Origin of the sequence: Rhizobium brockwellii (assembly GCF_000769405.2) — a bacterium.
Taxonomy (GTDB): Bacteria; Pseudomonadota; Alphaproteobacteria; order Rhizobiales; family Rhizobiaceae; genus Rhizobium; species Rhizobium brockwellii.
On record NZ_CP053440.1, the window covers coordinates 18,734 to 43,780 of the forward strand.

The 25,047-nt window shown below is 60.5% G+C and carries 24 protein-coding genes and 2 pseudogenes; 12 read left to right on the plus strand and 14 right to left on the minus strand.

All coding sequences use genetic code 11. The annotated features are described in order from the left end of the window. Positions 1 to 14: 14 nt before the first annotated feature. Both RLCC275e_RS23705 and RLCC275e_RS23710 read right to left on the minus strand, forming a co-directional pair. Positions 15 to 1,262, minus strand: a complete 1,248-nt coding sequence (locus RLCC275e_RS23705; protein ID WP_012755531.1) for an ABC transporter substrate-binding protein — start codon at positions 1,260 to 1,262, stop codon at positions 15 to 17. 143 nt (positions 1,263 to 1,405) lie between these two features. Then, positions 1,406 to 1,825, minus strand: coding sequence for a hypothetical protein (locus tag RLCC275e_RS23710; protein WP_130707983.1), 420 nt, complete (start codon positions 1,823 to 1,825; stop codon positions 1,406 to 1,408). 11 nt (positions 1,826 to 1,836) lie between these two features. Between RLCC275e_RS23710 and RLCC275e_RS23715 the strand changes: the two genes are divergently transcribed. Next, positions 1,837 to 2,871: a LacI family DNA-binding transcriptional regulator gene (locus RLCC275e_RS23715; RefSeq protein WP_033183232.1), complete on the plus strand. Its 1,035-nt coding sequence runs from the start codon at positions 1,837 to 1,839 to the stop codon at positions 2,869 to 2,871. Between the two features lie 19 nt (positions 2,872 to 2,890). Here the strand turns inward: RLCC275e_RS23715 and RLCC275e_RS23720 are convergent, their stop codons facing one another. Together RLCC275e_RS23720 and RLCC275e_RS23725 are read right to left on the minus strand one after the other, a co-directional pair. Beyond that, entirely contained in the window at positions 2,891 to 3,826 is a 936-nt protein-coding gene (locus RLCC275e_RS23720) for an alpha/beta hydrolase (protein ID WP_033183231.1), read from the minus strand. Continuing rightward, positions 3,823 to 4,971 carry a Gfo/Idh/MocA family protein gene (locus tag RLCC275e_RS23725; RefSeq protein ID WP_033183230.1) on the minus strand — a complete coding sequence of 383 codons (1,149 nt, stop codon included), beginning with the start codon at positions 4,969 to 4,971 and terminating at the stop codon, positions 3,823 to 3,825. Before RLCC275e_RS23725 ends, RLCC275e_RS23720 begins: the two co-directional genes overlap by 4 nt. Positions 4,972 to 5,250: 279 nt before the next feature. Between RLCC275e_RS23725 and RLCC275e_RS23730 the strand changes: the two genes are divergently transcribed. Further along, on the plus strand, positions 5,251 to 6,069 hold the full coding sequence (locus RLCC275e_RS23730; protein ID WP_028744129.1) for a sugar phosphate isomerase/epimerase family protein: 819 nt from the start codon (positions 5,251 to 5,253) through the stop codon (positions 6,067 to 6,069). A gap of 92 nt (positions 6,070 to 6,161) precedes the next feature. Here RLCC275e_RS23730 and RLCC275e_RS23735 read toward each other — a convergent pair whose 3' ends face one another. After that, positions 6,162 to 6,923, minus strand: coding sequence for a DeoR/GlpR family DNA-binding transcription regulator (locus RLCC275e_RS23735; RefSeq protein ID WP_028744130.1), 762 nt, complete (start codon positions 6,921 to 6,923; stop codon positions 6,162 to 6,164). Positions 6,924 to 7,182: 259 nt separating this feature from the next. On the opposite strand from RLCC275e_RS23735, the gene RLCC275e_RS23740 reads away from it, so the two are divergent. From RLCC275e_RS23740 to RLCC275e_RS23775, 8 genes are all read left to right on the plus strand, one after another. Then, complete coding sequence (locus RLCC275e_RS23740; protein WP_028744131.1) at positions 7,183 to 7,983, plus strand: beta/alpha barrel domain-containing protein; 801 nt, start codon at positions 7,183 to 7,185, stop codon at positions 7,981 to 7,983. Positions 7,984 to 7,986: 3 nt separating this feature from the next. After that, positions 7,987 to 8,928 (plus strand): PfkB family carbohydrate kinase, encoded by a 942-nt coding sequence (locus tag RLCC275e_RS23745; protein WP_028744132.1) that lies wholly within the window; start codon positions 7,987 to 7,989, stop codon positions 8,926 to 8,928. A gap of 328 nt (positions 8,929 to 9,256) precedes the next feature. Continuing rightward, on the plus strand, positions 9,257 to 10,402 hold the full coding sequence (locus RLCC275e_RS23750) for an ABC transporter ATP-binding protein (RefSeq protein ID WP_028744133.1): 1,146 nt from the start codon (positions 9,257 to 9,259) through the stop codon (positions 10,400 to 10,402). 135 nt (positions 10,403 to 10,537) lie between these two features. Continuing rightward, positions 10,538 to 11,614: a Gfo/Idh/MocA family protein gene (locus RLCC275e_RS23755; protein ID WP_028744134.1), complete on the plus strand. Its 1,077-nt coding sequence runs from the start codon at positions 10,538 to 10,540 to the stop codon at positions 11,612 to 11,614. Next, positions 11,614 to 12,459, plus strand: a complete 846-nt coding sequence (locus RLCC275e_RS23760; protein WP_028744135.1) for a sugar phosphate isomerase/epimerase family protein — start codon at positions 11,614 to 11,616, stop codon at positions 12,457 to 12,459. The genes RLCC275e_RS23755 and RLCC275e_RS23760 overlap by 1 nt, the downstream gene beginning before the upstream one ends. Next, positions 12,456 to 13,265 (plus strand): alpha/beta fold hydrolase, encoded by an 810-nt coding sequence (locus tag RLCC275e_RS23765; RefSeq protein WP_028744136.1) that lies wholly within the window; start codon positions 12,456 to 12,458, stop codon positions 13,263 to 13,265. Before RLCC275e_RS23760 ends, RLCC275e_RS23765 begins: the two co-directional genes overlap by 4 nt. A 4-nt stretch (positions 13,266 to 13,269) precedes the next feature. After that, on the plus strand, positions 13,270 to 13,971 hold the full coding sequence (locus tag RLCC275e_RS23770; protein WP_028744137.1) for a ribulose-phosphate 3-epimerase: 702 nt from the start codon (positions 13,270 to 13,272) through the stop codon (positions 13,969 to 13,971). Between the two features lie 14 nt (positions 13,972 to 13,985). Next, a complete protein-coding gene (locus tag RLCC275e_RS23775) occupies positions 13,986 to 14,942 on the plus strand; it encodes an ROK family protein (RefSeq protein WP_033183229.1) in 957 nt (318 codons plus the stop codon). A 27-nt stretch (positions 14,943 to 14,969) separates the two neighbouring features. On the opposite strand, the gene RLCC275e_RS23780 is transcribed toward RLCC275e_RS23775, so the two are convergent. Together RLCC275e_RS23780 and RLCC275e_RS23785 are read right to left on the minus strand one after the other, a co-directional pair. Next, entirely contained in the window at positions 14,970 to 15,365 is a 396-nt protein-coding gene (locus RLCC275e_RS23780) for a DUF4112 domain-containing protein (RefSeq protein ID WP_033183228.1), read from the minus strand. Between the two features lie 128 nt (positions 15,366 to 15,493). Next, the gene (locus RLCC275e_RS23785) at positions 15,494 to 17,311 is read right to left on the minus strand and encodes a methyl-accepting chemotaxis protein (protein ID WP_033183227.1); all 1,818 of its coding nucleotides are present in this window, start codon (positions 17,309 to 17,311) and stop codon (positions 15,494 to 15,496) included. Positions 17,312 to 17,515: 204 nt separating this feature from the next. Between RLCC275e_RS23785 and RLCC275e_RS23790 the strand changes: the two are divergent. Further along, positions 17,516 to 17,765: pseudogene (locus RLCC275e_RS23790) on the plus strand (plasmid stabilization protein). Continuing rightward, positions 17,762 to 18,174, plus strand: a pseudogene (locus RLCC275e_RS23795) (type II toxin-antitoxin system VapC family toxin). The pseudogenes RLCC275e_RS23790 and RLCC275e_RS23795 overlap by 4 nt, the downstream one beginning before the upstream one ends. A gap of 38 nt (positions 18,175 to 18,212) precedes the next feature. On the opposite strand, the gene RLCC275e_RS23800 reads toward RLCC275e_RS23795, so the two are convergent. From RLCC275e_RS23800 to RLCC275e_RS23830, 7 genes are all read right to left on the minus strand, one after another. Continuing rightward, entirely contained in the window at positions 18,213 to 18,461 is a 249-nt protein-coding gene (locus RLCC275e_RS23800) for a hypothetical protein (protein ID WP_003562543.1), read from the minus strand. Positions 18,462 to 18,652: 191 nt separating this feature from the next. After that, positions 18,653 to 19,726 carry a DUF5666 domain-containing protein gene (locus RLCC275e_RS23805; RefSeq protein WP_033183226.1) on the minus strand — a complete coding sequence of 358 codons (1,074 nt, stop codon included), beginning with the start codon at positions 19,724 to 19,726 and terminating at the stop codon, positions 18,653 to 18,655. Next, complete coding sequence (locus RLCC275e_RS23810; RefSeq protein WP_033183225.1) at positions 19,723 to 20,616, minus strand: DUF6502 family protein; 894 nt, start codon at positions 20,614 to 20,616, stop codon at positions 19,723 to 19,725. Before RLCC275e_RS23810 ends, RLCC275e_RS23805 begins: the two co-directional genes overlap by 4 nt. 155 nt (positions 20,617 to 20,771) lie before the next feature. Beyond that, positions 20,772 to 21,146 (minus strand): hypothetical protein, encoded by a 375-nt coding sequence (locus RLCC275e_RS23815; RefSeq protein WP_018245725.1) that lies wholly within the window; start codon positions 21,144 to 21,146, stop codon positions 20,772 to 20,774. A gap of 10 nt (positions 21,147 to 21,156) precedes the next feature. Further along, positions 21,157 to 22,203 carry a flagellar hook-associated family protein gene (locus RLCC275e_RS23820; RefSeq protein WP_033183224.1) on the minus strand — a complete coding sequence of 349 codons (1,047 nt, stop codon included), beginning with the start codon at positions 22,201 to 22,203 and terminating at the stop codon, positions 21,157 to 21,159. Between the two features lie 2 nt (positions 22,204 to 22,205). Beyond that, positions 22,206 to 23,666, minus strand: a complete 1,461-nt coding sequence (gene flgK / locus RLCC275e_RS23825) for a flagellar hook-associated protein FlgK (protein WP_033183223.1) — start codon at positions 23,664 to 23,666, stop codon at positions 22,206 to 22,208. A gap of 13 nt (positions 23,667 to 23,679) precedes the next feature. After that, the gene (locus tag RLCC275e_RS23830; RefSeq protein ID WP_033183222.1) at positions 23,680 to 24,972 is read right to left on the minus strand and encodes a flagellar hook protein FlgE; all 1,293 of its coding nucleotides are present in this window, start codon (positions 24,970 to 24,972) and stop codon (positions 23,680 to 23,682) included. Positions 24,973 to 25,047 lie beyond the last annotated feature (75 nt).

Below are 25,047 nucleotides of genomic sequence, written 5' to 3' on the forward strand. Positions count from 1 at the left end.
TGAAAGCGACGTGCTTAGAACTTCGCAAGCCACGCCTTCTGGGTATTGGCAGCTGCGTCCTTGGCTGACTGCCCGCCGTCGAACATCTTCTGGACTTCGACGTTCATGTCGCGCATCAGCTCTTCGGCAACCGGAAGACCAACGAATTCGTTGGCAGGATAGCCGCTCTGGAAGATTTTGAAAGCTTCCGCGAAAATCGGGTCCGAGGCCACGAAGTCCGGCTTGGCATGGACGTTGCCGGGGAAGGCATTGGCAATCGAGACGAGACGGCCGTTAACGTCAGGGCTCATCAAGTATTCGACCAGCTTCCAGGCTTCTTCCTTGTGCTGGCTGCCTTCGCTGATGCCGATGCCCCAGGAGGCATAGGGCATGCCGCGCTTGCCGGTGTAGCCGTCAGTGGCCGGCAAGGCGGAGATGCCGAAGTTGAGCTTCGGATTGCGCTCGCGGATGAGGTTCACATGGGCGAGGGAATCCACCATCATGCCGACGCGGCCGTTGACGAATTCCTCGACCTTGTCCTGTTCCTTCTTGGCGAAGATGCCGGGAGAAATCACGCCTTCCTTGTTGAGCGAGGCAAGATAATCGAGCGTGCCGACGACGGCGTCATTTTCGAGGTCAGGCTTGCCGTCCTTCAGCATCGAGGCGCCGGAGGCCCAGACCCAGGACATGACGTCGTTCTGGATTCCGCTCGGAGACTGCAGCGATAGCGGCAGAACCCAGCCGTACTGGTTCTTCGAGGCGTCGGTCATCTTCTTCGCGGCTTCAGCAAATTCCGTGCGCGTGGTCGGCAACTTGTCGACGCCGGCGGCCTTGGAGATATCCAGGTTCACGAAGACCGGGTAGACGAAGGATGCCAGCGGGAACATCACGCTCTTGCCATCGACCTTGACGATATCGGTGATCTGGCTCTTGTCGTATTTCGCCTTCTCCATCAGTTCGTCCATGGAGGCGATCGCGCCCTGCTTGGCAAGCCCGTTTACCCAGGCGCCATCGAGGCCCACCACATCGCTCAGCGTTCCGGAGGCTGCGCCGACGACGATCTGGTCGCGCGTTGTGGCATAGGGACCGCTGACCAACGTCACCTTGATGCCGGGGTTTTTGGCTTCGAAATCGTTCATGATGCCGCGCAAAGCGCCCGACGGCATTTCGGGTTCCCACCATTGAATGAACTCGATGGTGGTGTCGGCAAATGCCGACGTGGCGCAGAGCGCCCATACCGCCACGGCAGCCCGCATCGTCACGCCGAATTTTCTAATATTCATTTGTGCCTCCCAAAGATTGTCAGTTAATCGATCCTCCTCAAGATCGTAGGCAAAGTAGGTTCCCTGAAGCCCCTATCTGTCAATGAAGAACTGCGATCAGGAAAAGATGTGAGGCCGGCATTCACCGTGCGTGTTGCGTTAAATCATTGATAGAAAATCATAAAATTGATTGACATCATCAGCGTTTTTCTGCAGCATTTGTATTGCTTGTGACGCATTTTTTCTTTACTTTCGTAAACAAATGAAAGTTTACCCAACAAAATGAAAAGCGTGGCACCCGGCTTCTTCACTGCAAATTTTCGAATTTTGGGTGCTGAAACAAGCGCCTTTTGCAACCTCGCGGCGCAGACTGCACAAGTCGCAAATGAAGGGATATTTCGATTTTCGAAAGGGAGGGCAGAACCTGCACAAAAGTGACGGATCACGCCGGTTATGCGTTGATTTTCGACAATCCCGGAAAACGAAGATCGCCCTGTACAAATTGCCGAATGCGTGATTTGGCGCGTCGGCGGATTGCCGTTGAGTGCGAAGTCGTTCCCGATCAGTTGTCGTCGTCCCGCCAATAAGGAATTGAATGGCCAAGAAAAGTTATAAATCGATGGACGACTTCGCGAGCGCCTCCGGCGTATCGCGTCCGACCTTGTCGAAATATTTCGATGATCCCTCGCAGATCAAGGAGGTGACCCGCAAGCGTATCGAGGCGGCTCTCAAGAAGTCGAATTTCGAGCCGAACCTTTTCGCGCGGCATCTCAATCGCAAGCGGACCAGGAATATCGGGATTCTGGTCCCGACTATGTCGGATCCCTTTTATGTGCAGGTCGTGTCGCTGATCGAGCTGGAGCTGCGTGAAAAGGGATTCTGGCCCGTCCAAATCTCGTCGCACACGCGGCCGGAGCTGGAGGCGGAGGCCGTCCGGACCTTGCTCTCGCTGAAGGTTGCCGGTGCGATCGTGGCGCCGCTCGGGGCCGGCTCTCGCCGTTCCGCGCTGGAAAGATTAAGGGATGCCATCCCGGTCGTCTGCTTCGACAATCCTGCCGACGCCGACCTTCCTTATGTCGGCAACGACAACGCGCAAAGCATGGCAGCCATTGTGCAATATCTCTGCCGGTCCGGTGAGCCGCCGATCTTCCTGGAAATTCCGCATATGACCGAAAATGCCGGCGAGCGGCAGGCGGGCTACCGCGCGACCATGGCGAGGGAAGGGCATTCCCCGCTCGTCATCGATTGCGACGCGCCACCTTCCTGGGAATTCGAGCGTCTCGGATACGAGCAGATGCAGAGAATTCTTGCGAATGGCGGTCTTCCCGGCAAAACGCTGCTATGCGCCAACGACCGCTTCGCTTTCGGCGCGATGGCAGCCGCATTCGCGTCGGGACTGAAAATCGGCCGGAACGACGCTTGCGACGTGCGCATCGCCGGGCACGACGATCACCCGCTGAGCCGATATACCTGCCCGTCGCTGACGACCATGGCCCAGAACGCGCCCGAGATCGCCGCGAAGTCCGTGGAGCTTTTGCTGTCGCATATCGAGAGCGAGGATGATGGAACCACCCCTGCGACGAACAAGGTGATCCTCGAAGCGATGCTGGTCATGCGCGAGTCGGCTTGAGACTGGGCGGGTTCCCGCGTCAACGGGCAAGTGCTGGGTCCATGGCGCGCCATGCCGTTGCGATGACTTCGAGAGCCTCTTGCCCCTCCGGAATGGCCCGTCTCTTCGACACGAAGCCATGGATCTGTCCGGGCCAGGTCCGGGTCGTTGCCTTCGCCTCGGTGCTGAGCCGCTCGGCATAAGCGGCCCCTTCGTCGAACAGCACGTCATGTCCGGCAAGGATCACAAGAGCCGGCGCCACGCCCCCCAGCGACGCTACGTTCAGCGGCGAGGCGCGCCAGTCCGACCGGCTCGCGGCGTCCGGCAGATAGCGGTCTCGGAACCATTTCATCGCGGCTGCCGTCAGGCCGAAATCCTCTTCGTAACGTGAGTAGCTGTCGCTTGTCTGCAACTGGTCGGTCACCGGATAGATCAGCGCCTGTCCGATGACAGGCGGCACCTGTCCGTCCCGCGCCAGCAGGGCGACGACGGCGGCCAGATTGCCGCCGGCGCTATCGCCGGCGACGAGAATTCGCAAGGGATCGATGCCCAGCGCATCCGCCTGCTCCGTCATCCAGACGAGTGTGGCGGCGCAATCGTCAATGGCAGCGGGAAAGGGGTGTTCCGGGGCGAGGCGATAGTCGGGCGAAACGACGACGGCGCCTACCATGTTGGCAAGCGTCCGGCAGATATCCTCATGGGTTTCCGGCGCGCCGATCACAAAGCCGCCGCCATGGAGATAAAGCAAGGTGGGTGCGGCCTGGCACGGCGCGGTCCGTCCGCGCCATATCTTCAACCTGATTGCGCCCAAATGCCTTTCCAGGATCTCGGCCACGTCTTCGAGCGGCCGCTGGATGTCTGCGAAACTATCCAGATATTGCTGCCGCGCCAGCGCTGGCGTGCAGTTTTCGACCGGCGTTTCCGGATCGCCCGGCCATGCAAGCGCGCGTTTGGCGGATTCATCCAGTTGTGTCATGCCAGCAAACTCCTCGCTTCGTCTTCCTGCAATTCCCTCGGCTGCGCGACTATACCCGAAATGGTCTGCGCGGCACCGGTTTCGCCGGCACGCAGGATCGCTTCCATGACTTCGAGCACATGCAACGCGAGATCGCCCGAAGCGCGCGGCTTACGGCCTTCGATGATTGCGCGTGCGAGATCGGCAAGACCAAGCATGCGATAGTTGGCACGATCAGGCGCTGTGATCGGCCAATTGACGGCACCGAAAAGTTCGCCTGATGTATCCGTTTCCTGCCAGGGCGCGCCCCGGCCGGAGAGCCCGACGGAGCCGCCGAAATTGTCGGGGTCGGGCAGGCGCAGCGAGCCTTCGGTGCCGTGGAGTTCGATGGGATGGTTGGAGTGGCGAAATACGTCCCAGGAGGTGCCGAAGGTGACTGTAGCACCGCAATCGAATTCCAGCAGCGACAGCACGCTGGTCGGCGTGCCGACCTTGAACGTGGTGCCCTGCTTGGGTCCCTCCGCCGTGATCAGTCGCTCTTCCTGCCCGCTTGTGGTGACGGCCTGCACACGGCGGATCGGCCCCATCAGATTGACCATCATCGTGAGATAATAAGGCCCCATATCCATGAGCGGGCCCGCGCCGGCCTGGTAATAAAAGCTGGGATCCGGATGCCAGTGCTCCATGCCGCGCCCCATCATGAAGGCTGTCCCGGTCACCGGCTTGCCGATCGCGCCGGCTTCCATCTGCCGCCGGGCATGGCGTCCGGCCGCGCCGAGGAACGTGTCTGGCGCCGAGCCGAGCATGAGGCCCTTGGCGTCGGCGGCATCCACCAAGCGGCGTCCTTCTGCGGCCGTGACGCCGAGCGGCTTCTCCGTGAAGACATGCTTGCCTGCCGACAGAGCGCGCATCGAAACGTCAAAATGCGCAGCCGGGATCGTCAGGTTGAGGACGAGGTCGATGTTCCTATCGTCAATGAGGCTATCGACGTCAGCCGCGCGCAAATTGAACTCCGCCGCGCGACGCTTGGCGGCGTCTGCGTTGAGATCTGCACATGCGGTGATTTCGACGCCGCAAAACAGCGGTGCGTTGCGCATATAGGCAAGCGAAATATTGCCGCATCCGACAACGCCGATCCTGAGTTTCATGTCATTGGTCTGTGCCATCTAAGAACCTGATTTTGCCGTTGCGGGTGCGAAGGGTTGAGGAGTGTGTTACATTTTAATCGCAAGGAATAAAATATATTGACGCACGGTAACATTTGACCGTAGGTAGTGGCAAGACGCTGGCGTCGCAATCCCCGCCGAAGAGACCGCCGTTCCGCTCTTCGGCCGCCTCTCCAGGCGGAAGGGGTTTGGCAAGGCCGGCGAAGCCCCCGAGGATAGCCCGCGCGGGGAAGCCGCCGGCTTCGCGGCTGTCATCAACGAATAGGTCAGGATCGCGATATGAAAAATGCTGAGCTGCAGATCGGCTGCCAAACATTCACCTGGGAGATGCTGGGCACGGGTTGGAGCGGCGGCCCGGACGATCTGGTGCGCGCCATTGCCGACGGCGGATATGCCGGTATCGAAATCACCGACACGATGATCGGTCACTACGCGCTCAAGCCTGCCGACTTTGTCCGTACCCTGACGGATGCCGGTTTGACGCTGATCTCCTTTGCCTTCGGCTCCGCCAGCGGCTTCACGGTGGCGGAAAAGATTGCCTCCGATCTCGACGCGGCGCGGCGATGGGTCGATTTCGCGGCGAATTTTCCCGGCGCGATGATATCGATGGGATCGGCGACGGTCGTCTCGGATGGTCCGCGCGATGAGAAATTCGCCATTGCGGCCGAGTGCTACAATCGTGCGACCGAGATCGGACAGTCGGCTGGCGTCGCTGTAGCTGTCCATCCTTCCTCGCACCACAACACGCTGCTGTTCACGCGGAGCGACTATGATCAACTGTTTGCTCTCTTGGATCCACAAGTGGGTTGGGTGCCGGATACCGGCCATATCCTGCGTGGCCGCCAGCAGGTCGGCGATACGCTGGCGGCCCACCGGGACCGGATCCGTTACGTGCATCTGAAGGATGTCGACGCCGGAGGGACCTGGGCTATGCTCGGCGAAGGCGTCTGCGATGTGCCTGCCGTGATTTCCGCCGTTCGGGATGCGCCGAACTTTACCGGCTGGATCGTGGTGGAAGAAGAATCGGACCATGCCGGAACCGATCCTGCCGCGGCCGTTCGAGCGAACCGCGAGACGCTTCGACGTCTGGGATATTAGCCCATCTCGCTTTCCTCGGAATCGACCGGGGCCTTCGGCCCGCGCCAAAGTCTCTCCCGGCTCTCGTCTGAAATGGACAGGTGGACTGCAGGTCACGCGTAGCGAACCTCCACGCCCAGCTTGTCCAGCCGGTGGCGAATGCTGTGCGGCATGTTGCTGTCCGTGATGATCAGATCGACGCGCGATAGCGAGAAGGCTTTGGAGGAGGCGCCGATGTCAAATTTGCTCGAATCCGCCACCAGGACGACACGCCGGGCCATGCGAACCAGGTTGCGCTTGGTCCGTGCCACGTCCTCGGAGACATCGACGACATCGAAGGCCTGATCGATCGCGTGGGCGCCGACAAAAGCCTGGTGGGCGACCAGGCCGCCGACCGCCTTGTCGGAATCTTGTACTATCGTGCTCACGGTGCTTGGAAATACGCGGCCGCCGATCATATGTACATCGAGCCCTGGCCGGTACATCAGATGCTGGGCGATGTTCATCGCCGTCGTCGCAACCACGACGTTGCTGACCGGCGGCATCTGCATGGCCACCTGTAATAGGGTCGAACCGCTGTCGAAGACGATCGACTGATTGTCGATGATCTGTCGCGCAGCCATCTGGGCGATGCGTCGCTTCGCATCGAAATTGCGTTGCATGCGTTCCTCGAAGGCCGCTGCCGGAGAGTCGGACGGCAGGGCGATTGCCCCGCCATGCGTTTTGATCAGCTGCTTCTTGGCGTCCATGATTTCGAGATCGGAGCGGATAGTCACTTCCGAGACCTCGAAGAATTCCGCGAGCTGGCGGGTGCGTGCCTGACCGACCCGTTGAAGTTCCAGCATGATCTGCTGCCGCCTCTGCTCTGCAAGCATATGTGATCCCGACCTGTCGCCCTTTGCGACCGTATGACTTTTGAAAAACGAAAGTTCGCCGCCTTATCCTACGGCTCCTGCTACAAAAATAGACGCATGGTGACGAAAATGCACGTCAAAAATTCATCATTCATGTAAAAACGAAAGAAATCGAAATATTGAATGTTTGTTTGTTTTCGAGTTAGGATTTTTCCAGCATCGGTGCCGGCAATCGCAAGCCTGCAATCACAAAGCCGGCAATCACAAAGGAAGTCTAGCCATGGGTCTCGGAACCAAAATCCGCCTCGCACGCCTGTTCTCGAACCCATCGGGTCATCTGTTCGGAGGCGCCGTCGATCATTTTGTCGGTTATGGCAATGTGCGTGAGGGCGGGCTTGCCGACCTGCCGGGTGCGCTCAGACGCGTCATGGCGGGGGGGCCTGACTACATCAGTATCCAGCCCGGCGCGGCGCGCCACCTCTGGTCGGAATATGCCGGAAAGGCAGCGCTGGTCATCCAGGGCGGTTGCTTTACCGCCGACGACCGCATTCGCCAGCTCATTGCGACCCCGGAAGACGCAGTGCGTTATGGTGCGGACGCACTGGCTGTCGCCATTCCCGTGCGCGGCGCCACCGAAGGAGAGTACATTCGCTGGCTCACCGATACGGTCAACGCCGCCGCCCGCTTCGAGATGCCGGTCGTCGCCCATGTCTATCCCCGTGATTTCTCCGACGGCGGCAAGATCGTGTTCACCCCGGATGAGATTGCCTATGCGGTGCGCATCGGCTTCGAGGCCGGCGTCGACGTGATCAAGGTCGGCTATACCGGCGATTTCGAATCCTTCCGCGAGACCGTTGCGACCTGCCCGATTCCAGTCGTGATCGCCGGCGGCCCGAAGACAGATACGCTGCTCGGAGCGCTCGTCCAGACGTCGGAAGCATTGCGCGCCGGAGCCAAAGGCGCGGTCGTCGGTCGCAACCTTTGGGGTCACGGCGATACCACCATGGCCGCGCGCGCCTTCAAGTTCGTCATTCACAACGGGATGGCGCCGGAGGATGCGCTGGCAGCGGCCGGTGCTTGAGACGTGTCGCACCCTTTCCAGGTTCTGGGCTTCGGCGCTCTGGCAATCGATGACATCATCTATGTCGATCGGGGGCTGACGGCCGGCAAGGGAAAAGTGACGAAGCGTGCCACGGACCATGGCGGCAACGTGGCGACGGCCCTTGTTGCCGTCGCTCGGCTCGGCGGTCAGGCCGGCTTCATCGGCTGGCTCGGTGATGAGCGGGCGGCCGACGTGGCGGGCAGTGAACTCGAGCGGGACGGCGTCGACATATCGCTGGCTCCCCGCCACGCTGATGCCGCGCCGATCCGCTCCGTGATCACGGTTGGTCCCGACGGCGACCGGTTCATCGCTTATGACGACGATGTGCTGCACGGCACGTCAGATGCGCTGCCCGACGACGTTCTGATGAAGGCCCCGGTACTGCTGATCGACGGCTATGCCACGCACTCCGAAAGTGTCGTAGCGCGCGCACGCGCTTTGGGCCTAGCCGTGGTTGCCGATATCGAATGGACGGTCGGCGCCGCGACCGACCGGATCCTGGCTTTCGCCGACCACCTGGTGCTGCCGCTTGCCTTCGGGCGGGAGTACACCGGCGAGGGTGATCCCACGATGATCCTGGACAAGCTCTGGTCCGCGGATCGATCCGCGGTTGTCCTGACTGATGGTGAACGAGGGACTTACCTCCGCCAGAAAGGCGATGCGACCCGGTGGCATGTGCCGGCCTTTCAGGTTCAGGCAGTCGACACGACCGGCGCCGGGGATTGCTTTCACGGTGCCTACGCCCTTGCCCTCGCTAGGGGTGAGAGCCCGCTTGATTGCATTGCCTATGCCACAGCGGCTGCCGCCATTTCCGTGACCGCACGGGGAGGGCGCCGAGGCCTGCCAGATCACCTGATGTGCCTGGCATGGATGGCGGCGGAGGATGCGCCCGCGCCGCTCCCGATTCCCGGACGTCAAGAATGAGCGCGGGCGGCGATGGGTGCCGGCTCCGGTCGACCGCCCCAACAGAGCCTCACGGGTGACGTGTCATTGAATCGCATTCAAACAGCTGTGACTTCGACCGTAAAAGTTACGCGCGATAAAAAATATAATTCCGCAATTGATTTTTAATTTATCGGAAAATATCTATATTTTTCAAATATATATTAAGAGATGTTGGTGATCTATGGCCGGCTATCCTCGATTCTTTTATTGACTTTGACGCTCAGTCCTGAGCTTTCTTGTCGAAAGGATCGGAGACGGCGGGGAGCCGTTTGAAGATGTGATCCGGACTGGTACGGGAGGACGAGACGTGGCTGTGGTTGTACTCGACAAAATCTGCAAGACCTATGGAAACAGCTACCATGCGATCAAGGATCTGAGCCTGACGATCCATGATGGCGAGTTTCTGATTCTGGTCGGGCCGTCCGGATGTGGAAAATCGACCGCTCTGCGCATGATTGCCGGGCTTGAGGAAATCAGCAGCGGAACATTGAGCATCGGCGGTCAGGACGTCGTGGATCTCGCGCCCAAGGACCGGGACATTGCCATGGTCTTTCAGAGCTATGCGCTTTATCCGCACATGACCGTCTTCGACAACATCGCCTTTTCAATGAAGCTGGCCGGAAAGAACAAAGCCGAACGCACCAAGCGCGTGCACGAGATCGCCAAGATCCTGCAGCTGGAACCCTTGCTGGGCAACAAACCCGCACAGCTTTCCGGCGGCCAGCGCCAGCGCGTTGCGATGGGCCGCGCCATGGTCCGCGAGCCCGCGGCATTCCTCATGGACGAACCGCTCTCGAACCTTGATGCGAAGCTGCGTGTTCAGATGCGGGCCGAGATCGCCAGCCTGCAGAGACAGCTGGGCGTGACGACGATCTACGTCACGCACGACCAGACCGAAGCGCTGACCATGGGCGATCGAGTCGCGGTGCTGAAGGGCGGTGTGCTTCAGCAGGTGGATACGCCCAAGGCTCTGTATCACCGCCCGGTCAATGCGTTTGTCGCCGGCTTTATCGGTTCGCCGTCGATGAACCTTTTCGAAGGGCGTCTGGCGGGCGGACGGATCCATCTGCCGGGCTTCTCGATTCCCTTGTCCGGCGGCGCCTTCGAGCGCGCTCCCGGTCTATCTGCTTTCGAGGGAAGGGACGTGATCTTTGGGGTCAGGCCCGAGGACCTCTACGACAGCCGGTTGCCGTCAGGAGCCTCCCATCCGACGATCCCGGTTGTCGTGAAATCGATCGAGGAGCTTGGCTCCGAGCTGATCGTGCATTTGAAGATCGACGCGGTCCGCATCGACTCGGGCGACCCCGATGCCGTCGAGGACCTGAGCGGGGCCGCCAATGCAGTCGCGCGGTTCGAAGCGGTCAGCGCGGTCGAGACAGGCCAATCGATCGATCTGGCCATCGACCCGGCGAAACTGCACTTTTTCCACCCTCAAACGCATATGGCGCTGTGACGTGACGAGGGAGAGCCGGCGCGCGCTGCTGGCAGTCCGGCCAGAAGCCGTCGGCGACGTTCGATGTCTTGAAAGCATTCCGTCCGACGCCGAAACCAGCGTTCAACTTCAGTATCCGACTTAAAGGGCTTATCGATGCCAGCAAAACAGGAACGACGTCTCCGCATCGGCGTATTGGGAGCGGGCCAGATTGCCCAGGCCGCGCATTTCGAGAGCTGCACGAAGGCAGCCAATGCCGACCTCTATGCGATTTGCGACGTTGCCGAAGATCTCCGCGAACGTATGGCCATCACCCATGGGGCGGAAAAAACCTATGACGACTACGATAAGATGCTGGCCGATCCCGACCTCGATGCCGTGGTCATCGCGACCGCCGATGCCTTTCATGTCCCGGCTTCCATTCGCGCCCTTCAGGCAGGCAAACATGTCCTCTGCGAAAAACCCGTCGGTGTCACCATCGAGGAATGCCTTGAACTGAAGGCTGTGGTCGACACGTCGGGAAAGGTGTTTCAGGTCGGGCATATGAAGCGTTTCGACGCGGGGCTGCAGGCTGCCAAATCCTTCATCCGCGATGAAATGGGCGAGATGGTTGCTCTGAAAGCATGGTATTGCGACAGCACGCATCGCTATCCGATGACCGATGCGGTCCAGCCGCTGATCGTCACCAGCGCCAATGCGCGAAAACCCTCCGCCAATCCGAAAGCCGACCTGCGGCGTTACTACATGCTTGCGCACGGTTGCCATCTGATCGACACGGCACGGTATTTCGCCGGCGACATCGTCTCCGTCAACGCTCGCCTGTCCGAGCGCGCCGGTATCTGGTGCTGGTTCGTGGACGTGGAATTTGCCTCCGGCACGCTGGGCCATCTCGATCTTACCGTCCAGGTGCGCATGGACTGGCACGAAGGCTTCCAGATCTACGGCAAGAACGGCAGCATTTTGGGCAAGACCTATAACCCATGGTACTACAAGACCAGCGAGGTGGACATTTTCCGGGAAGCGGACGGCGCGACCTATCGCGTCCTCGGTGCCGACGGCCATTTCTATCGTCGTCAGGTCGAAGGCTTCGCCCGCACCATTCTGGATGGCGCCGTGATGGAAGGCGCCGACATCGATGATGGCCTGGCATCCGTCCGGGCCATGGTCGCCGTCGCGCGTTCCGCCGAAAGCGGCAAGGCGGTTGCGCTGTCCGACGTCACGGGTGGCGTGTGATGAAGCTCGGCATCTTCGCAAAGACCTTCGAGGGAACGGAACCCGCAACCGTTCTCAATGCGGTCGCCGCAGCCGGGTTCACCTGCGCCCAATATAATATGGCCTGCTCGGGCCTTGCGCCGATGCCGGAGACGATTACCGAAGCCCAGGCCCGCGCAGTCGGCGAAGCGGCGCTGAGCAGCGGCGTCGAAATCGTCGCAGTTTCCGGCACCTTCAACATGATCCATCCGGATCCCGCCGTTCGCGAGGCCGGACTTCGCAGACTGGCAACGCTGGCCGATCGCTGCGCCGGCATGTCGAGCGCACTGATCACGCTCTGCACCGGCACGCGCGACCCCATCGACCAGTGGAAGGCGCATGCCGACAACGACACGCCGGAGGCCTGGCGGGATCTCCTCGAGGCCATGGGGACGGCCATTGAGATCGCTGAGCGCTACAATGTCGATCTCGGCATCGAGCCCGAGCTTGCCAATGTCGTCAACTCGGCCGAGAAAGCCTATCGGCTGATCGCGGCACTGAAGAGCCCCCGCATCAAGGTCGTGCTCGATCCGGCCAATCTCTTCGAGGTCGCGACGCTGGATGAGCAGCGGAACATTGTCTCTTCCGCTATCGACCTCCTGGCCGATCGGATTGTCATGGCGCATGCGAAAGATCGCAATCCGGACGGACGGTTTGCGACCGCCGGCAAAGGTGTGCTCGACTACGCGCATTATCTCGGCCGTCTCAAGGCGATCGGCTTCGAGGGCAGTCTCGTGACACATGGTCTTTCGGCTTCGGAGGCGGCCGGTGCGGCGACCTTCCTGAAGAGCAGTCTCAGCGGCGAAGCTGCGGGGGCAGGAAGATGAGACGGGCTCAACCGTTCGAAACCAGCGATGGGACCATTCTCAATGTCGATATGGCGGGCGAGGGCGCGTCCGTCATATTCCAGCATGGCTTATGCGGCGACGCGACGCAGACCGATGAGGTCTTTCCGCTCGAAGCGGGTTTTCGCCGGGTTACGATCGAAGCGCGCGGCCACGGCCATTCCCAAGCCGGCGATCCGGAGCAACTGTCGATCGCGACCTTCTGCGATGATATCGCCGCCTATATCGAAAAAAACCTTACGCCGCCGATCGTGATCGGCGGCGTCTCGATGGGCGCGGCGATCGCTTTACGTCTGGCGGTCAAGCGACCGGATCTCGTCAAGGCTCTGATCATCGCAAGGCCCGCCTGGCTGACGGCATCCACGCCGGAGAATATGGCACCCAACGCCGAAGTCGGGCGGCTTTTGAAAACTCTGCCGCCGGATGACGCAAAGACCGCGTTCCTTGCAGGGCCGGTGGGCGCGCGGCTCGCCGCCGAGGCGCCGGACAATTTGGCCTCGCTTGCCGGTTTTTTCTCCCGCACGCCTTTGGATGTGACCGCCGAACTGCTCACCAGGATTTCTAATGACGGTCCTGATGTGACCGACGAGGACGTCGGCAATCTCACCGTACCGACGCTGGTTATCGGCCATGATCGGGACAGCATTCATCCTCTCAGCTATGCGCGTGCTCTTGCCGAACGGATCGCCGGCGCGCGTTTCGTGCAGATCACGCCGAAGACCGAGAGCCGCCCGCGATACGTCGCCGACTTCCGGCTTGCCATGGGCCATTTTCTGAAGGAGCTCTGAAACAATGACGACCCCCTCCAAGTCCTGGATCACCGATCTTCCAAAGGATCGCCTGATTGCCGAATTCTCGGTCTGGTCGGCCGATCTCGTACGTCTGGCGGATGATCTGGCGCGTGTCGATCCTTACGTCGACATTCTCCACATCGATGTCGCCGATGGCCATTTCGCGCCGGCCATGTTGTTTTTCCCTGATCTTGTTGCCGGCGTGCGCAAAGTGTCCTCGCGCCCGATCCATGTTCACCTGATGGTTGCCGACAGCATCCTTCTGTCGCAGATCGAGCAGTTCGCCGATGCGGGCAGCGACCTGATCAGTCTTCACGTTGAAAACGAAAGCGTCGCCGCCGAAGCTCTCGATCTTCTCGATCGCCGCGGTGTCGCAGCCGGCATGGTGCTCAAGGTCGACACCCCTGTCGAACGCGTCGAGAAATATGCTTCCCGGCTGCGCTTTGTGACGCTGCTCGGCACGGCGATCGGCGTGAAGGGCCAGGGTCTCGACGAAAAAGCCGGAGCGCGGCTTCAACAAGCTAAGCAAATCATCGCCGGTTGCGGTGCGGCGCATCGGATCGTGCTGGCGGCCGACGGCGGTATTCGCGAGCACACCGTGCCGCTTCTGCGCCAGTCGGGTGCGGAAACGGTGGTCTTCGGTTCGCTGGCTTTCAATGCGCCATCGCTCGACGAGCGGATGGCATGGGTGCGCGCACTCTAACTCATGGTCTTCACATGCAGCAGGTTGCCATTGGAATCGACCTCGGTGGGACGCAGGTGCGCGCTGCCCTCGTCGACGAGCAGGGCAGCATCCTGGCGCGCGCAGCCGAACCGACGGATGCGCTGGCAGGCCCCGACCGCGTTCTCGCCCAAATCTGCGGCCTGACCGATGGACTGCTTGCAGCATCGAACCCCGCTTCGGTGGTGGGCGTCGGCGTATCCGCTCCAGGCCCGCTCGATACGGTCGCCGGTGTCGCTTCGAATATCCCGACCCTATCCGGCTTTGTCGACTTTCCGCTGAAGGCGGAGTTGCAGAAGCGGTTTCCGTTTCCGGTCGACCTCGAGAACGATGCGATTGCCGCTGCCATCGGCGAGTGGCAGTTCGGAGCCGGCAAGGGGCTCGATAATCTGGTCTATGTCACGGTGAGCACCGGCATTGGCGGTGGCGTTGTGTCGGATGGTCGCGTCGTGCGCGGCCGCAAGGGCATGGCAGCCCATGTCGGGCACATGTCGGTCGTGCCGAACGGAGAACTTTGTCCCTGCGGCAACAGGGGCTGTTTCGAGGCCTACGGATCCGGAACGGCTTTTGCGCAACGCGCCCAAATGAGAGCGATGGAATCGAGCGGGACGACGATCGGCAGCGATGGCGGCACCATCGACAGCCGCAGCGTTTTTGCCGCCGCCAGAAACGGCGATCGTCTGGCAAATCAACTGATTGACGAGGAAGCGGAAATTCTCGGCCGCGGCTTCACCAGCCTGATCCATATCTTCAGTCCCGATATCATCGTAATGGGAGGCGGGCTTTCCCACGAGTTCGACCGGCTCCAACCCGGCATTCAAGGCTACATCACGCAATGGGCAATGCCGGCATTCAAGGATGTCAGGGTAATGCTGGCGGCGTTGGACCAGAACTCGGGCCTCGTCGGCGCAGCGGCTCTGGCGTTTCTGACAGGGAAGGGCGTTCGGACCTGATCCAGACCCTCGAGGCGACAGGCTTCGTCAAATGCGCCGGTTCAGCTCGTCCTCGCTGATCCCAAAGTGGTCGAGAATGATGCCGACGTTTCGACGATGAGATTTGAAATAGACGTCGAAGAGATCGCCAAGCAGCGGAACCGTTCCGCCGGCGGCGTCGATGCCGAGATTGACGGCCATGCGGGCGAGTTTGTGGGTGGGAATGCCGAGACGTCTTGCCTCATCGATGATGAAAAGACCGATGAGGGATCCGGCAATGTCGCCGATGGCGGGGATGAGGCCGAGAACCGAATCCGCACCGATACGCACGCCGATGACAGGCAGTCTGACCGCGGTATCCATCAGGCGCGCTATGCCGACGGCGCGCCGAATTCTTCCGAGTTCGATGGACGTCAGGTGTTTCGTGCTGGCGGAGGCTGGCATCAGCGACCTTTTGGCGCGAACGGTCGCGTCGTCTTCGAAAGCTTTGCGCCATCATGATTTTCCATGGCCGTGAAACGCCGCAGACCGAAGAAGGTTCACCTGTGGAGTGGTAGGAAGCCGCTGACGCGTCAAGCAGCTTTCTGCGGTCTGGACGTGCTGGCTCCAGCATCGACCTGAAAGCGGTTGACGACTCCCTCCAACGTCTGCGTCTGGCTGCCGAGCGCCCGGCAGGCCGAGGCGGTTTCGACGGCCATGGCCGCGTTGCGTTGGGTGACCTGATCCAGGGCGTTGACGGAGGCATTGATCTCGCCGATTGCTACCGCCTGTTCGGACGACACCGAAACGATGCGGGCGATCAGGCCGGCAACCTGCTTGACCTGTCCTTCGATTTCCAGCAGCGCCTTACCGGTGCGGTTGACGAGGTCCACACCGGTGGAGACCTGGGCAGAGGAGGTGGAGATCAGAGCTCTGATCTCCTTGGCGGCGTTGGCCGAGCGCATGGCAAGTTCGCGTACTTCCTGTGCGACAACGGCAAAACCCTTGCCTGCTTCGCCGGCGCGCGCTGCTTCAACCCCGGCATTGAGCGCCAGAAGATTGGTCTGGAAGGCGATTTCATCGATGACATTGACGATGGCGCCAATCTGGGAGGACGAGCCTTCGATCCTTTCCATGGCGGCGATGGCTTCGCGAACGACGGCTGCCGAATGTTCGGCGCTGGTGCGGGTCTCGGCCATCATGCCTGTCGCCCTGCCGGCATGGTCGGAGGCGTCTTTGGCCTTAATATTCATTTCATCGAGCGCGGCTGTCGCCTCTTCGAGCATCGCGGCCTGCTGTTCGGTGCGCGACGCAAGACTGTCGGCTGCATCGGTGATGCCGGCCGAGGAGCTGCCCACTTGCTTGGAGGTCTGGGCGATCTCCGCCATCGAAGCGCAAAGCGCGTCCATACTGTCGTTGAACTTCGCGCGCAAAGTCTCGTAGGCAGCGGCGAAGGGTGTCTTGATCCGGCAATCGAGATTGCCGGTCGATAGCTGTTCCAGGCCGTAGGTCAGCTGATCGATCACCGCTTCGCGGATCTGTTCCTCGGCGGCCTTTTCGGCCAGCTGGCTGCGTTCACGCTCGAATTCCGCATCGCGAAGTGCGGTCTCACGCTTCTGTGCGTCCTGCCGCTCAAGTGCGTTGCGGCGGAATACCGCGACGGCGTTGGACATGGCGCCGATCTCGTCGGACCGGTTGGCATAGGGAACGTCGGTCGAAAAATCGCCTTCGGCAAGATTGCCCATATAGGCCTTCATGCCATCGAGCGGCACGATCGCCCGGCGTCGCAGGAGATAAAGCCCCACCAGCAGCAGCGCGAACGATCCGAAGCCTGCAGCACCCGCATAGATCGTCCAGGTGACGATCTCCGAGGCCGCATTGCGCTCCTCGCCCTTCAGGAAGGCGTCGGAATTGGCAACGAGTTTCTCGACCGCGTCCTGGTGCGAATGAAAGGCGACGCGCAACTGCTCGATCGCATCATGCGCCTTGTCTTCGTCCTTGGCATTCAGGGCCGGGATGATCTCACGGTTCATCACTCCCCAGAATGCATCGCCTTTGGCGATGACATCGTTTTCAAGCTCGTCCTTCAAAGCCTGCGGCAGCCGGGTGGTTTTCCAATAGGCGCGGCGGTCGTCGTAAGCGGCCTTGAGATTTGCGATCTTGGCAAGATTGGTTTCTGTGAGCTCTGGAAATTTGCTCGCTTCGAAGGACAGCATGTAGGATTCCACCACAAACAGTGGCGGTGGCAGAATATCGGCGATCAGATCCTTGCCGTAGACGACCTGTTCGTACACCGGCCCGTTGACTTTCAGCCGTTCGAGCGCCGATTGCTGCAACCCGATCGACATGAAAAGGCCTGCCGAAACGGCGACACCGAACGCAACCAGACTGCGGGCAATGGTGAATGCCAAGGACTGTCTCCCACATGATACGGCTTCTCTGTCTGAGATGCCTGATCCCTCGTGAAGTATTATGTCGAAAGAACACTGAAATATGGTTAATTCTTTTTGACATCGGAACAAAATCAGGACCGGGAATACTTGTGGTATCCAGCCATCATCTGCCATCTTGATGGCTGGCGGACTGCTGCTACATGCAGATGAAAGGAGGCCGACATGGCCGAACCTCAACTTTCCGTGCGCAGTGCGAAGGCACGCGATCTTGCACATCGGTTTGCCCGGCGCGAAAATCGCTCAATAGCTGACATCGTTGAGCGGGCTCTCGAATCGTATGAAATACGGGGGACCGACTGCGAGGCGGCCACGACCTTCTATGCTTGTCTTTCACAGCAAAGTGGCACGGATATCGACTTTGAATTCAGTCCTCAAAGAGGACAGGCAGGCGCATAGGGGCATCGAACTTTGATCTTCCTCGATACCAATGTCATATCGGAAACCTAAAAAGTCGACCGACGAGGCAGTGATCACATGGCTGGTCCGTCATGATGCAGAATTGGCGTTGCCGGCGGTGACAATTGCGGAAATAGCTTTTGGTATCCAGAAGATCCGACCCGATCAGCGAGGCGAACGCCTCGAACAGGGGGCTCTCCGACTGGCGCCGTCGCTTCGCGGACCGGATTTTCGGTCTGACCGAAGAGCCAGCTCTTGCTTATGGCGACATCAGGGGCCTTGCTGCTCGTCAAGGGCGTGGAATGTCGGCTCCGGATGGCATGATAGCCGCTATTGCTCGGGTTAATGGCGGTCGACTTGCGACGCGAAACCTGGGGGACTTTGCGACCACAGGTCTTGAGTTGATCTCACCATGGCAATTTTGAATTCCCGAAGCATGCTTGGCGGTCGTACCTGACGCCTTTCAGGCCAATCGCATGAGAGTTTCATTAAGGTCGCCGATCTGCCGCAGCAACTCGACCAACTTATCCGTATCGTCTTGGCTGAGCCGGCCCGTTCCGCCGCTGCTCTTCCAGAGATTTTGAAATTGTTGGCTCATCTCGTGCGCGCTGCTCATGATTTCGAGTATTTGCGCGCGGTTTTCCCAGGTTGCAACGACGGATGGTTCGTCCATCTCCATCGACATGTCCGGTTCGCGTTCCAGCAAAAGCAATTCCTGATTCCTCTTGGTGATGACGGTTTGGCTCGGCAGTCAGCAGCGATTGAAAATCAAACGATTGGCTAGCGGGTGTGGGGCGGACACGTTAGCCAATCGGCAAACCCTCCCTGGAATCACCCGAAGCAGAATTCGCACGAACAATAAATGGGAAAGTTTCCCATTTGTCAATGCCGATGACAGCGTTTTCAGTGCGGACCCGGCCCCGGAGGCGGCGGCCCAGGAGGCGGTCCGTCCGGCGGTGGCGCCCCGCCTCTATCCGGAGCGCGAAAATCTCGGTCCGGCCCGCCTCTGCCGAAGGGCGGATGATCGGGCGGCGGTCGATCCGAAGGGCCACCTGGCGGTCGCGAACCGAAGCCGTCCGGAATGCGCCCGTCGGGAAAGCCTGTCATTCTGCTTGAGTCCCGGACGCCGACATCGACGAAGCCATGACCATCAGGCGACAGCGGCATCGAGCCGAAAGGCGCGGAGCCTCTGGGTCCTACGCTCGGCCCGTCCTTATCCGTCGGCCGGAAGGTCTCGAGGTTGACGATGCCCCGTTTGAGGCCCGGCACCACGGGTTCGGCCTGAATGCGCGTGATGATCAAGCGATCGGCGACAGCCTTGAGACGCACGAGCGTTTGCTTGCCGGCCAGGTATCCATGCGTGCTTCCAAGCGAAAGGCCGCCGATCAGGACGCGATTGCGGCTCTTGACGGGGACGCCACGAACATGGGCGCCTTCGGAAACGGAGCGGGGCTCGATGCGTCGGGCAATGATCGCACCGTCAGGTTTGCGGATGCCGAACACGGCGACCCGCTTGCCTTTCTGCAGACCCTTCGTCGCGACACCCGTCGTGTCGATCGTTTGCCCCAATATGGTCATGCCGGTCTTGTCTATCCGGTCGATGCGGCCCTGGACTTCGCTGGCGATGGTGATGCGGGCGGCAAGTCCGCCCGTCAGCAGCACCCGGGCGACATGACCAACCTTCATCGCGCTCGCGCGAACGCGTCGGCCGTCGATTTCGATCGGTGTCGTCGCGCTGAACGGTATGTGGATGTTGTTGACGATGATACTTCCAAAGCCCTGGATGGTCCCGACGATGCCCGTTCCGCCGATGCCGTGATCTTCGTTCTCCCCACCGCCCTGGATGGAAAGTCCGGATCCGCCGATGCCATGATCGCTGGTGCCCGTCGGCTGCGCGGCGGCAATCTTGGGCACCAGGACCTGAAGCGCTATTCCGGCCAGCAGAAATTGCCTTCTCGAGATCGCCGACGGGGTCATTCGCCTGTCTCCGTCTTGGAGGCGGCGTCTGCCTGAAGATCGGCCTCATCCTCCTCGGTCATGACATAGAGTCCAGCGATCCAGCGGCTGTTGCCGCCAGGATCATCCTTGATGGCCTGATGGGCGATCTTGTTGAGTTTCAGAAGCAGCGCCATTCCTTCCTGACGCGCAATCTCGTCGAGCCGGGCCGACAGCTCGGGGGACATCCCGTCGTAGTGAACCGCACGTTCGAAGTAGGGTGGAGGCTCGTTGATCAGGTTCATGACCGACGCCTGCACATGGTCACGGAGGTTGCGCGTAAAATAATGCCGGCGGGCTTCGTCACCTGCATTGGGGACGATCGATAAGAGGTCGAGCTGGATCCAGCCGTTCTGATCGAGAACGACGATGCCTTTATCCAGCCAGTCGTCCAGGATGGAGCGGGGGTGGACGTCCTTGGTGATGTCGCTCACCAGGCTCTCGAATGACGGACCGCCGTCGCTGGAGGTGCGGGGCAGGGCGCTCGGCTGATCCTCCGCATCGCAATAAAACGGATCGGCAAGCCATCTGGCGAGAATACGGCTCGTCTGCGAAACGCCGGTGGTGAGGAAGGATGCCGCAAGCACCTGTCCGCGCAGCCGGTTGACGTCCTTGCGGTGAATGCCGGTCAGAAGCGAGATGCGGCTGTCCGTCTGGTTCTTGTTCGGCAGTGCGAATTCCTTCTCTGCGACCTCGATATAAAGGCGGCGAAGAACGGTCGAAAACGAGATGAAGTTGAAGCCGGAGGCGAGTGCGAGCTTGACCAGCGGGCGAAGCACGCGGATCAGCATGGCCTGCAAGGTCTCTTCGGAGAAGGGTAGCTTCGCGCGCGGCTTCGACATCAAGAACACACTCGGTCTCTGAAAGACCATTGCCGGCAGACCTTCGGCAATCGTCCTCAGTCTCCCCTATGGGAAAGTCCAGACTGCCGCAACGGACAAGCCATATGCAAGACCGGCCTATGCCATGCTTGCTGGCGGCACGGCCGTGGTCGCGACGCCATTGGGAAGATATTTTGCGCCTTCTGTCAATGCGTTACCGGATGCGGTTCGGGTGACAGCACTGCGCCATGGCGCCAGTCGATCAGCCGGTCGATGCGCGCAATCTTGTGGAAAACCTCGAAAACGTCGAATGATGTGCCCTTCTCGATGTGGGCTGCCAGCAGCTCGCAAAGCTCGAATATTTCAGGGGGCGTACCGGTCATCTCGACACCGTCATCCGTGAAGACACCCGATCGCGGCCATGCCCGCGTCTGTTGTTCGTCGAGTTTGCTGCCGACGAAGGGGATCGTATCGATGATGCCGGAGGCGAGCGCGAAGGCCGCCTCCGCCACGATTTCGGAACACGTCGTGTTGGGTTCCCTCGTTAGGGCCGGTATTTGCATCCGCTTGAATTCCCGCATTTTCAATCCGTCAGAGATAGTTGACCAGACTCAGACCCTGGAGTTTCGAGACGAGCGTGTAAGCTGTCTCCAGTTGCGTCTGCAGCTGGTTGACGAGCGTCGAAGCCTCGTAGGCATCCACGCCCTGGAGATCGACAAGGTTTCCCTGAAGCAGAGTGGATTGAGCATCGAGGGCGTCGTTTGCCTTTTCGAGCCGCTCCTGTGAAAGGCCGAGCTCACTTTGCTGCGTCACGATGCCGGCGGTCGCCTGCGCCGCATAGGCGATCGCCTTGGATGCGACGGCGCTCTGCGCGTCGGAGCTGAGATCCTGACCGAAGAGGGCGGAGACGACGACGGAGGCAAGAGCGAGATAGCGCATGCCTTCGGAATTGGCGTTGGTCGACGAGGTGATGGTTTCCGATCCGCTGATCCGGCTCGTCATATCGGTGCTGGAAGCGGTCGACCAGCCTTCGGAAGCGTCCGTCCAGGCGCTCTCGGCGAACATCGGCTCTACCGTGTCGGTGATGAAGCTGCCGATTTCCTCGCCTGTCAACTCGTTGACGTCTTTTCCGAGACCGGTTGCATAGTCGTTCAGAGCCGAAACGATCGTATCCGAGACCGCCGAGGATTGATCGGTCAGAGGCTGGCTGTCGAGGTTCGTTCCGCCGAACAGGAACTCGCCATTGACTGACGTGTTTGCCGTCGAGACCAGCTGCGAAATCGTGGCGCTCGCCGTCTGCAGGGCAACGGCGATGCTCGTCGTATCCTGGCTCGCCTGGAGCGCGGTCAGGTTCGAGACCAGACTGTCCCCGGCATCCTTGAGGCTCGAAAGGGCGGTTTGCGATGCGTCCATCCGCAATTCGACGACGGCATTGCTCGTCTTCAACGAGGCGGCCTGGGCGATGGCGCTGGTGAGATTGATCGACTTTGCAGCGCCGACGCCGAGGGACACGCCTATATCGGCGTAGGTTCCTGTGGTCGCTTCCGTCGAGGCCTGCTGCAGCTTGTTTTGGGACTGGCTGATGGTGAGCCGCAAAACATTCTGCATCGCCGATGATGAGACAAAAGATGCTTTCATGACTAGCTCGCTATGTCGAGGAGCGACTGGAACATCTCGTCGATGACGTTCAGGATCTTCGTCGCTGCTTTGTAGGATTGTTCGATGTCGAGAAGCAGCGTCAGTTCCTCGTCGAGGTTGACGCCGGTTTCGTTGGAATAGGCCTCGTCGGAGCGTGACAAGGCCGCAGCCGTTGTTTCGGAGGCCGACGTGGCATCGCTTCGATATTGTTCGAGCCAGCCGATGGAGGCGCTGGCGTAGTCCGTCAGGCTTTGCGACGTGGAGAGACCGGCGTCGGAAGAGAACGAGCGCTGTTCCGTCAACGCCTGATACAGGGCATCGAGATTGTCCGAGAAGCCGCTGTCTCCCGAGGTGTTGAGATCGGTGATGCCGCTGATCGTTCCATCGCGCAGCTTCGTCGCATCGCCGCCCTCGCTTGTGACGACGGCTAGATTGACCGAGATAGTGGAGGCGATCCCTGTCGTATCGTCGGAATCAGCAGGTGTTGCCCCGGTTACGCCCGACGCCGTCGTCCACACGAAAAGTCCCGGCGCGCTCGTGCTGCCGTCGGTTTCCGAGAAGCTCTGGACGAGCGATTTGGCGATCTCGTCGAGCTGGGCCTGGAATGTCGGGGCGATTTCGTCGCGAAGCTGCAGCAGCGCCTGCAGGCTGCCCGAGGCACTCGTCGTCGATCCTTCGCCGGCGTCGAGTGCAACGCCGTCGATATAGATGGAATTGCCTTCCGTTCCGGCAACGTAGGTTGCCGTCGACGAGAACGTGACGGTGCGGGGAATGGTCTCGAACAGCACGGTACCATCCGAGGTGTAGAGCGCCATATCGTTATTGTCGCGCACGGTTGAGGTGACGCCGACGATCGAGGAGATCTGCTTCAGCAGCTTTTCACGCTCGTCGAGCGCCGAGGATGTATCGGTGCCGGTCGATGTGGCCAGCTTGACCGCATTGTTGGCCGCCTCGAACTGCGACAGCAGCGTGTTCAGGGTGGAGACCTGTGTGGCGATCTCCGCATCCGCCTCGGCTCTGATCGACTGGACGCCGTCGCTTGCTGTATTCAACGAATTGGCAAGATCCTGCGCGGCGGTCACGGCCGATTGCGCTGTTGTCGTGCTGCTCGGGGATGTGGCGAATGTCTGGAGCGCCTGCTGGAATGCCGTGAGATAGGTACTCGGCGAGGTCTCGTAGTCATTGCCGCCCACCAGCGACTTCAGGCTTTCGAGGCCGGTCACCAGCGTCTGCTGGGCGCTGTCCTTGGCATTCGTTTGCAAATACTGGGCAAGCAGCGCCGTTTCCTGCGCCCGGCTGATGCTGACGACCTGGGCGCCGGAAAGAGACGTCGTAACCGACGCCTCCCGTCTCACATAGTCGGAATTTCCGACATTGGCGATATTCGTTGAGATGACGCTGCTTTGCTGGCCGGTAGTGTTAAAGATGCTTTGCACGCTGTTCAAGGCGGAGGTGAGCGACATGCCGGCGCCCTCCCTATCGTTTCAGATTGACGAGGACATCCATGATATCGGAGCCGGTCTGAAACACCTTCGAATTGGCCGTATAGCTGCGCTGCGCCTCGATCATCTCCGTCAGTTCACCGGCGAGGTCGACATTCGAGCTTTCGAGAGCACCGGACTGGATGGAACCAAGCCCGTTCGTCTGTGGGAAGCCGGTGACCGTGACGCCGGACAATCCATTGGCGCTGTAGACGTTGCCGCTGAGCAGCGTCAGATTGTCGGGGCTGGCGACCGTCGCGAGAGGGATCTGATAGAGAGCCTTCGTCGCCCCGTTCGCATAGGAGACCGACACCACGCCGTCCGTACCGATGGAGACCGAGCTCACGGCACTTGCGGCCTGGCCGTCTGCGGAGCCCGTCGCCGAGAAGTCGGAGGAAAGCTGGGTGAAGTCGGAATAGTCCATGGTGATCGTCTTTGCCGTCACCGGATCGACGATGTCGGTGTCGGTTGCGGAGGTCAGCTGGCCATCGGCGTCGAAAGACAGCGTTGCAACGCTCACGGCATCGGAAGAGTAGGGGAAGGACGTCGTGCTGCCGGTAGATGCATCGGCATTGCGGTAAACCGCGACCTCCCAGGTGCTGCCGGTGACCGCACCGCCCGCGTCCGTCGTGACGCCGGTCTTGGTGAAGTAATAGTCGTACTGAACGGTGCCGCCGAGGCTGTCATAGGCAACCAGCGACATCTTCTGCGTGTCATCGGTGACGCTGGCCGTGTTGGCGCTCGGCAGCGTCGTGGTATCGGTGACGACAGTCGCCTCGGAATTCAGGTTGCCGCTGAAATAGGCGCTGCTCGAAGCGACGGCGCTCAAGCCCGATTGGGATACGTTGACCGGCACCAGGCCGTCGAAGCCGTTGACGACCACCGCCGGCACGCCGGAATCATAGGAGTATCCCATGAGCGTGAAACCGGCGCCGTTGACGAGATTGCCGTCGCTGTCGACCGAGAAGTCGCCGGCCCGGGTGAGCACCGGCGTGCCATCGGCGCTTTCCACGATGAAGAACCCATCTCCCGAGATCGCCAGGTCGTAGGCCGAGGTCGTATAGGAAATGTCCCCTTGCTGAGAAATCGCCTGACGCACAGAGGTCTGGACGCCGCCTGAATTATAATTGCCCGAGGAAGACGGCAGAACCAACGACGAAAAGGACGTGGAAACGGCTTTGTAGCCGGTGGTGTTCGCGTTGGCGATATTGTCGGAAACCGTGCTGAGCCGGTTTGCCTGGGCGCTCATGCCGGAGACGGCGGTTTTCATGCTTCCAAAAATGCTCATGGCTCGATCCTTTAAGGTTTGGGAACATGCCATGTGACGAGGGGCTTCCAGGGCCCGGATGGCGGGCGCACGACA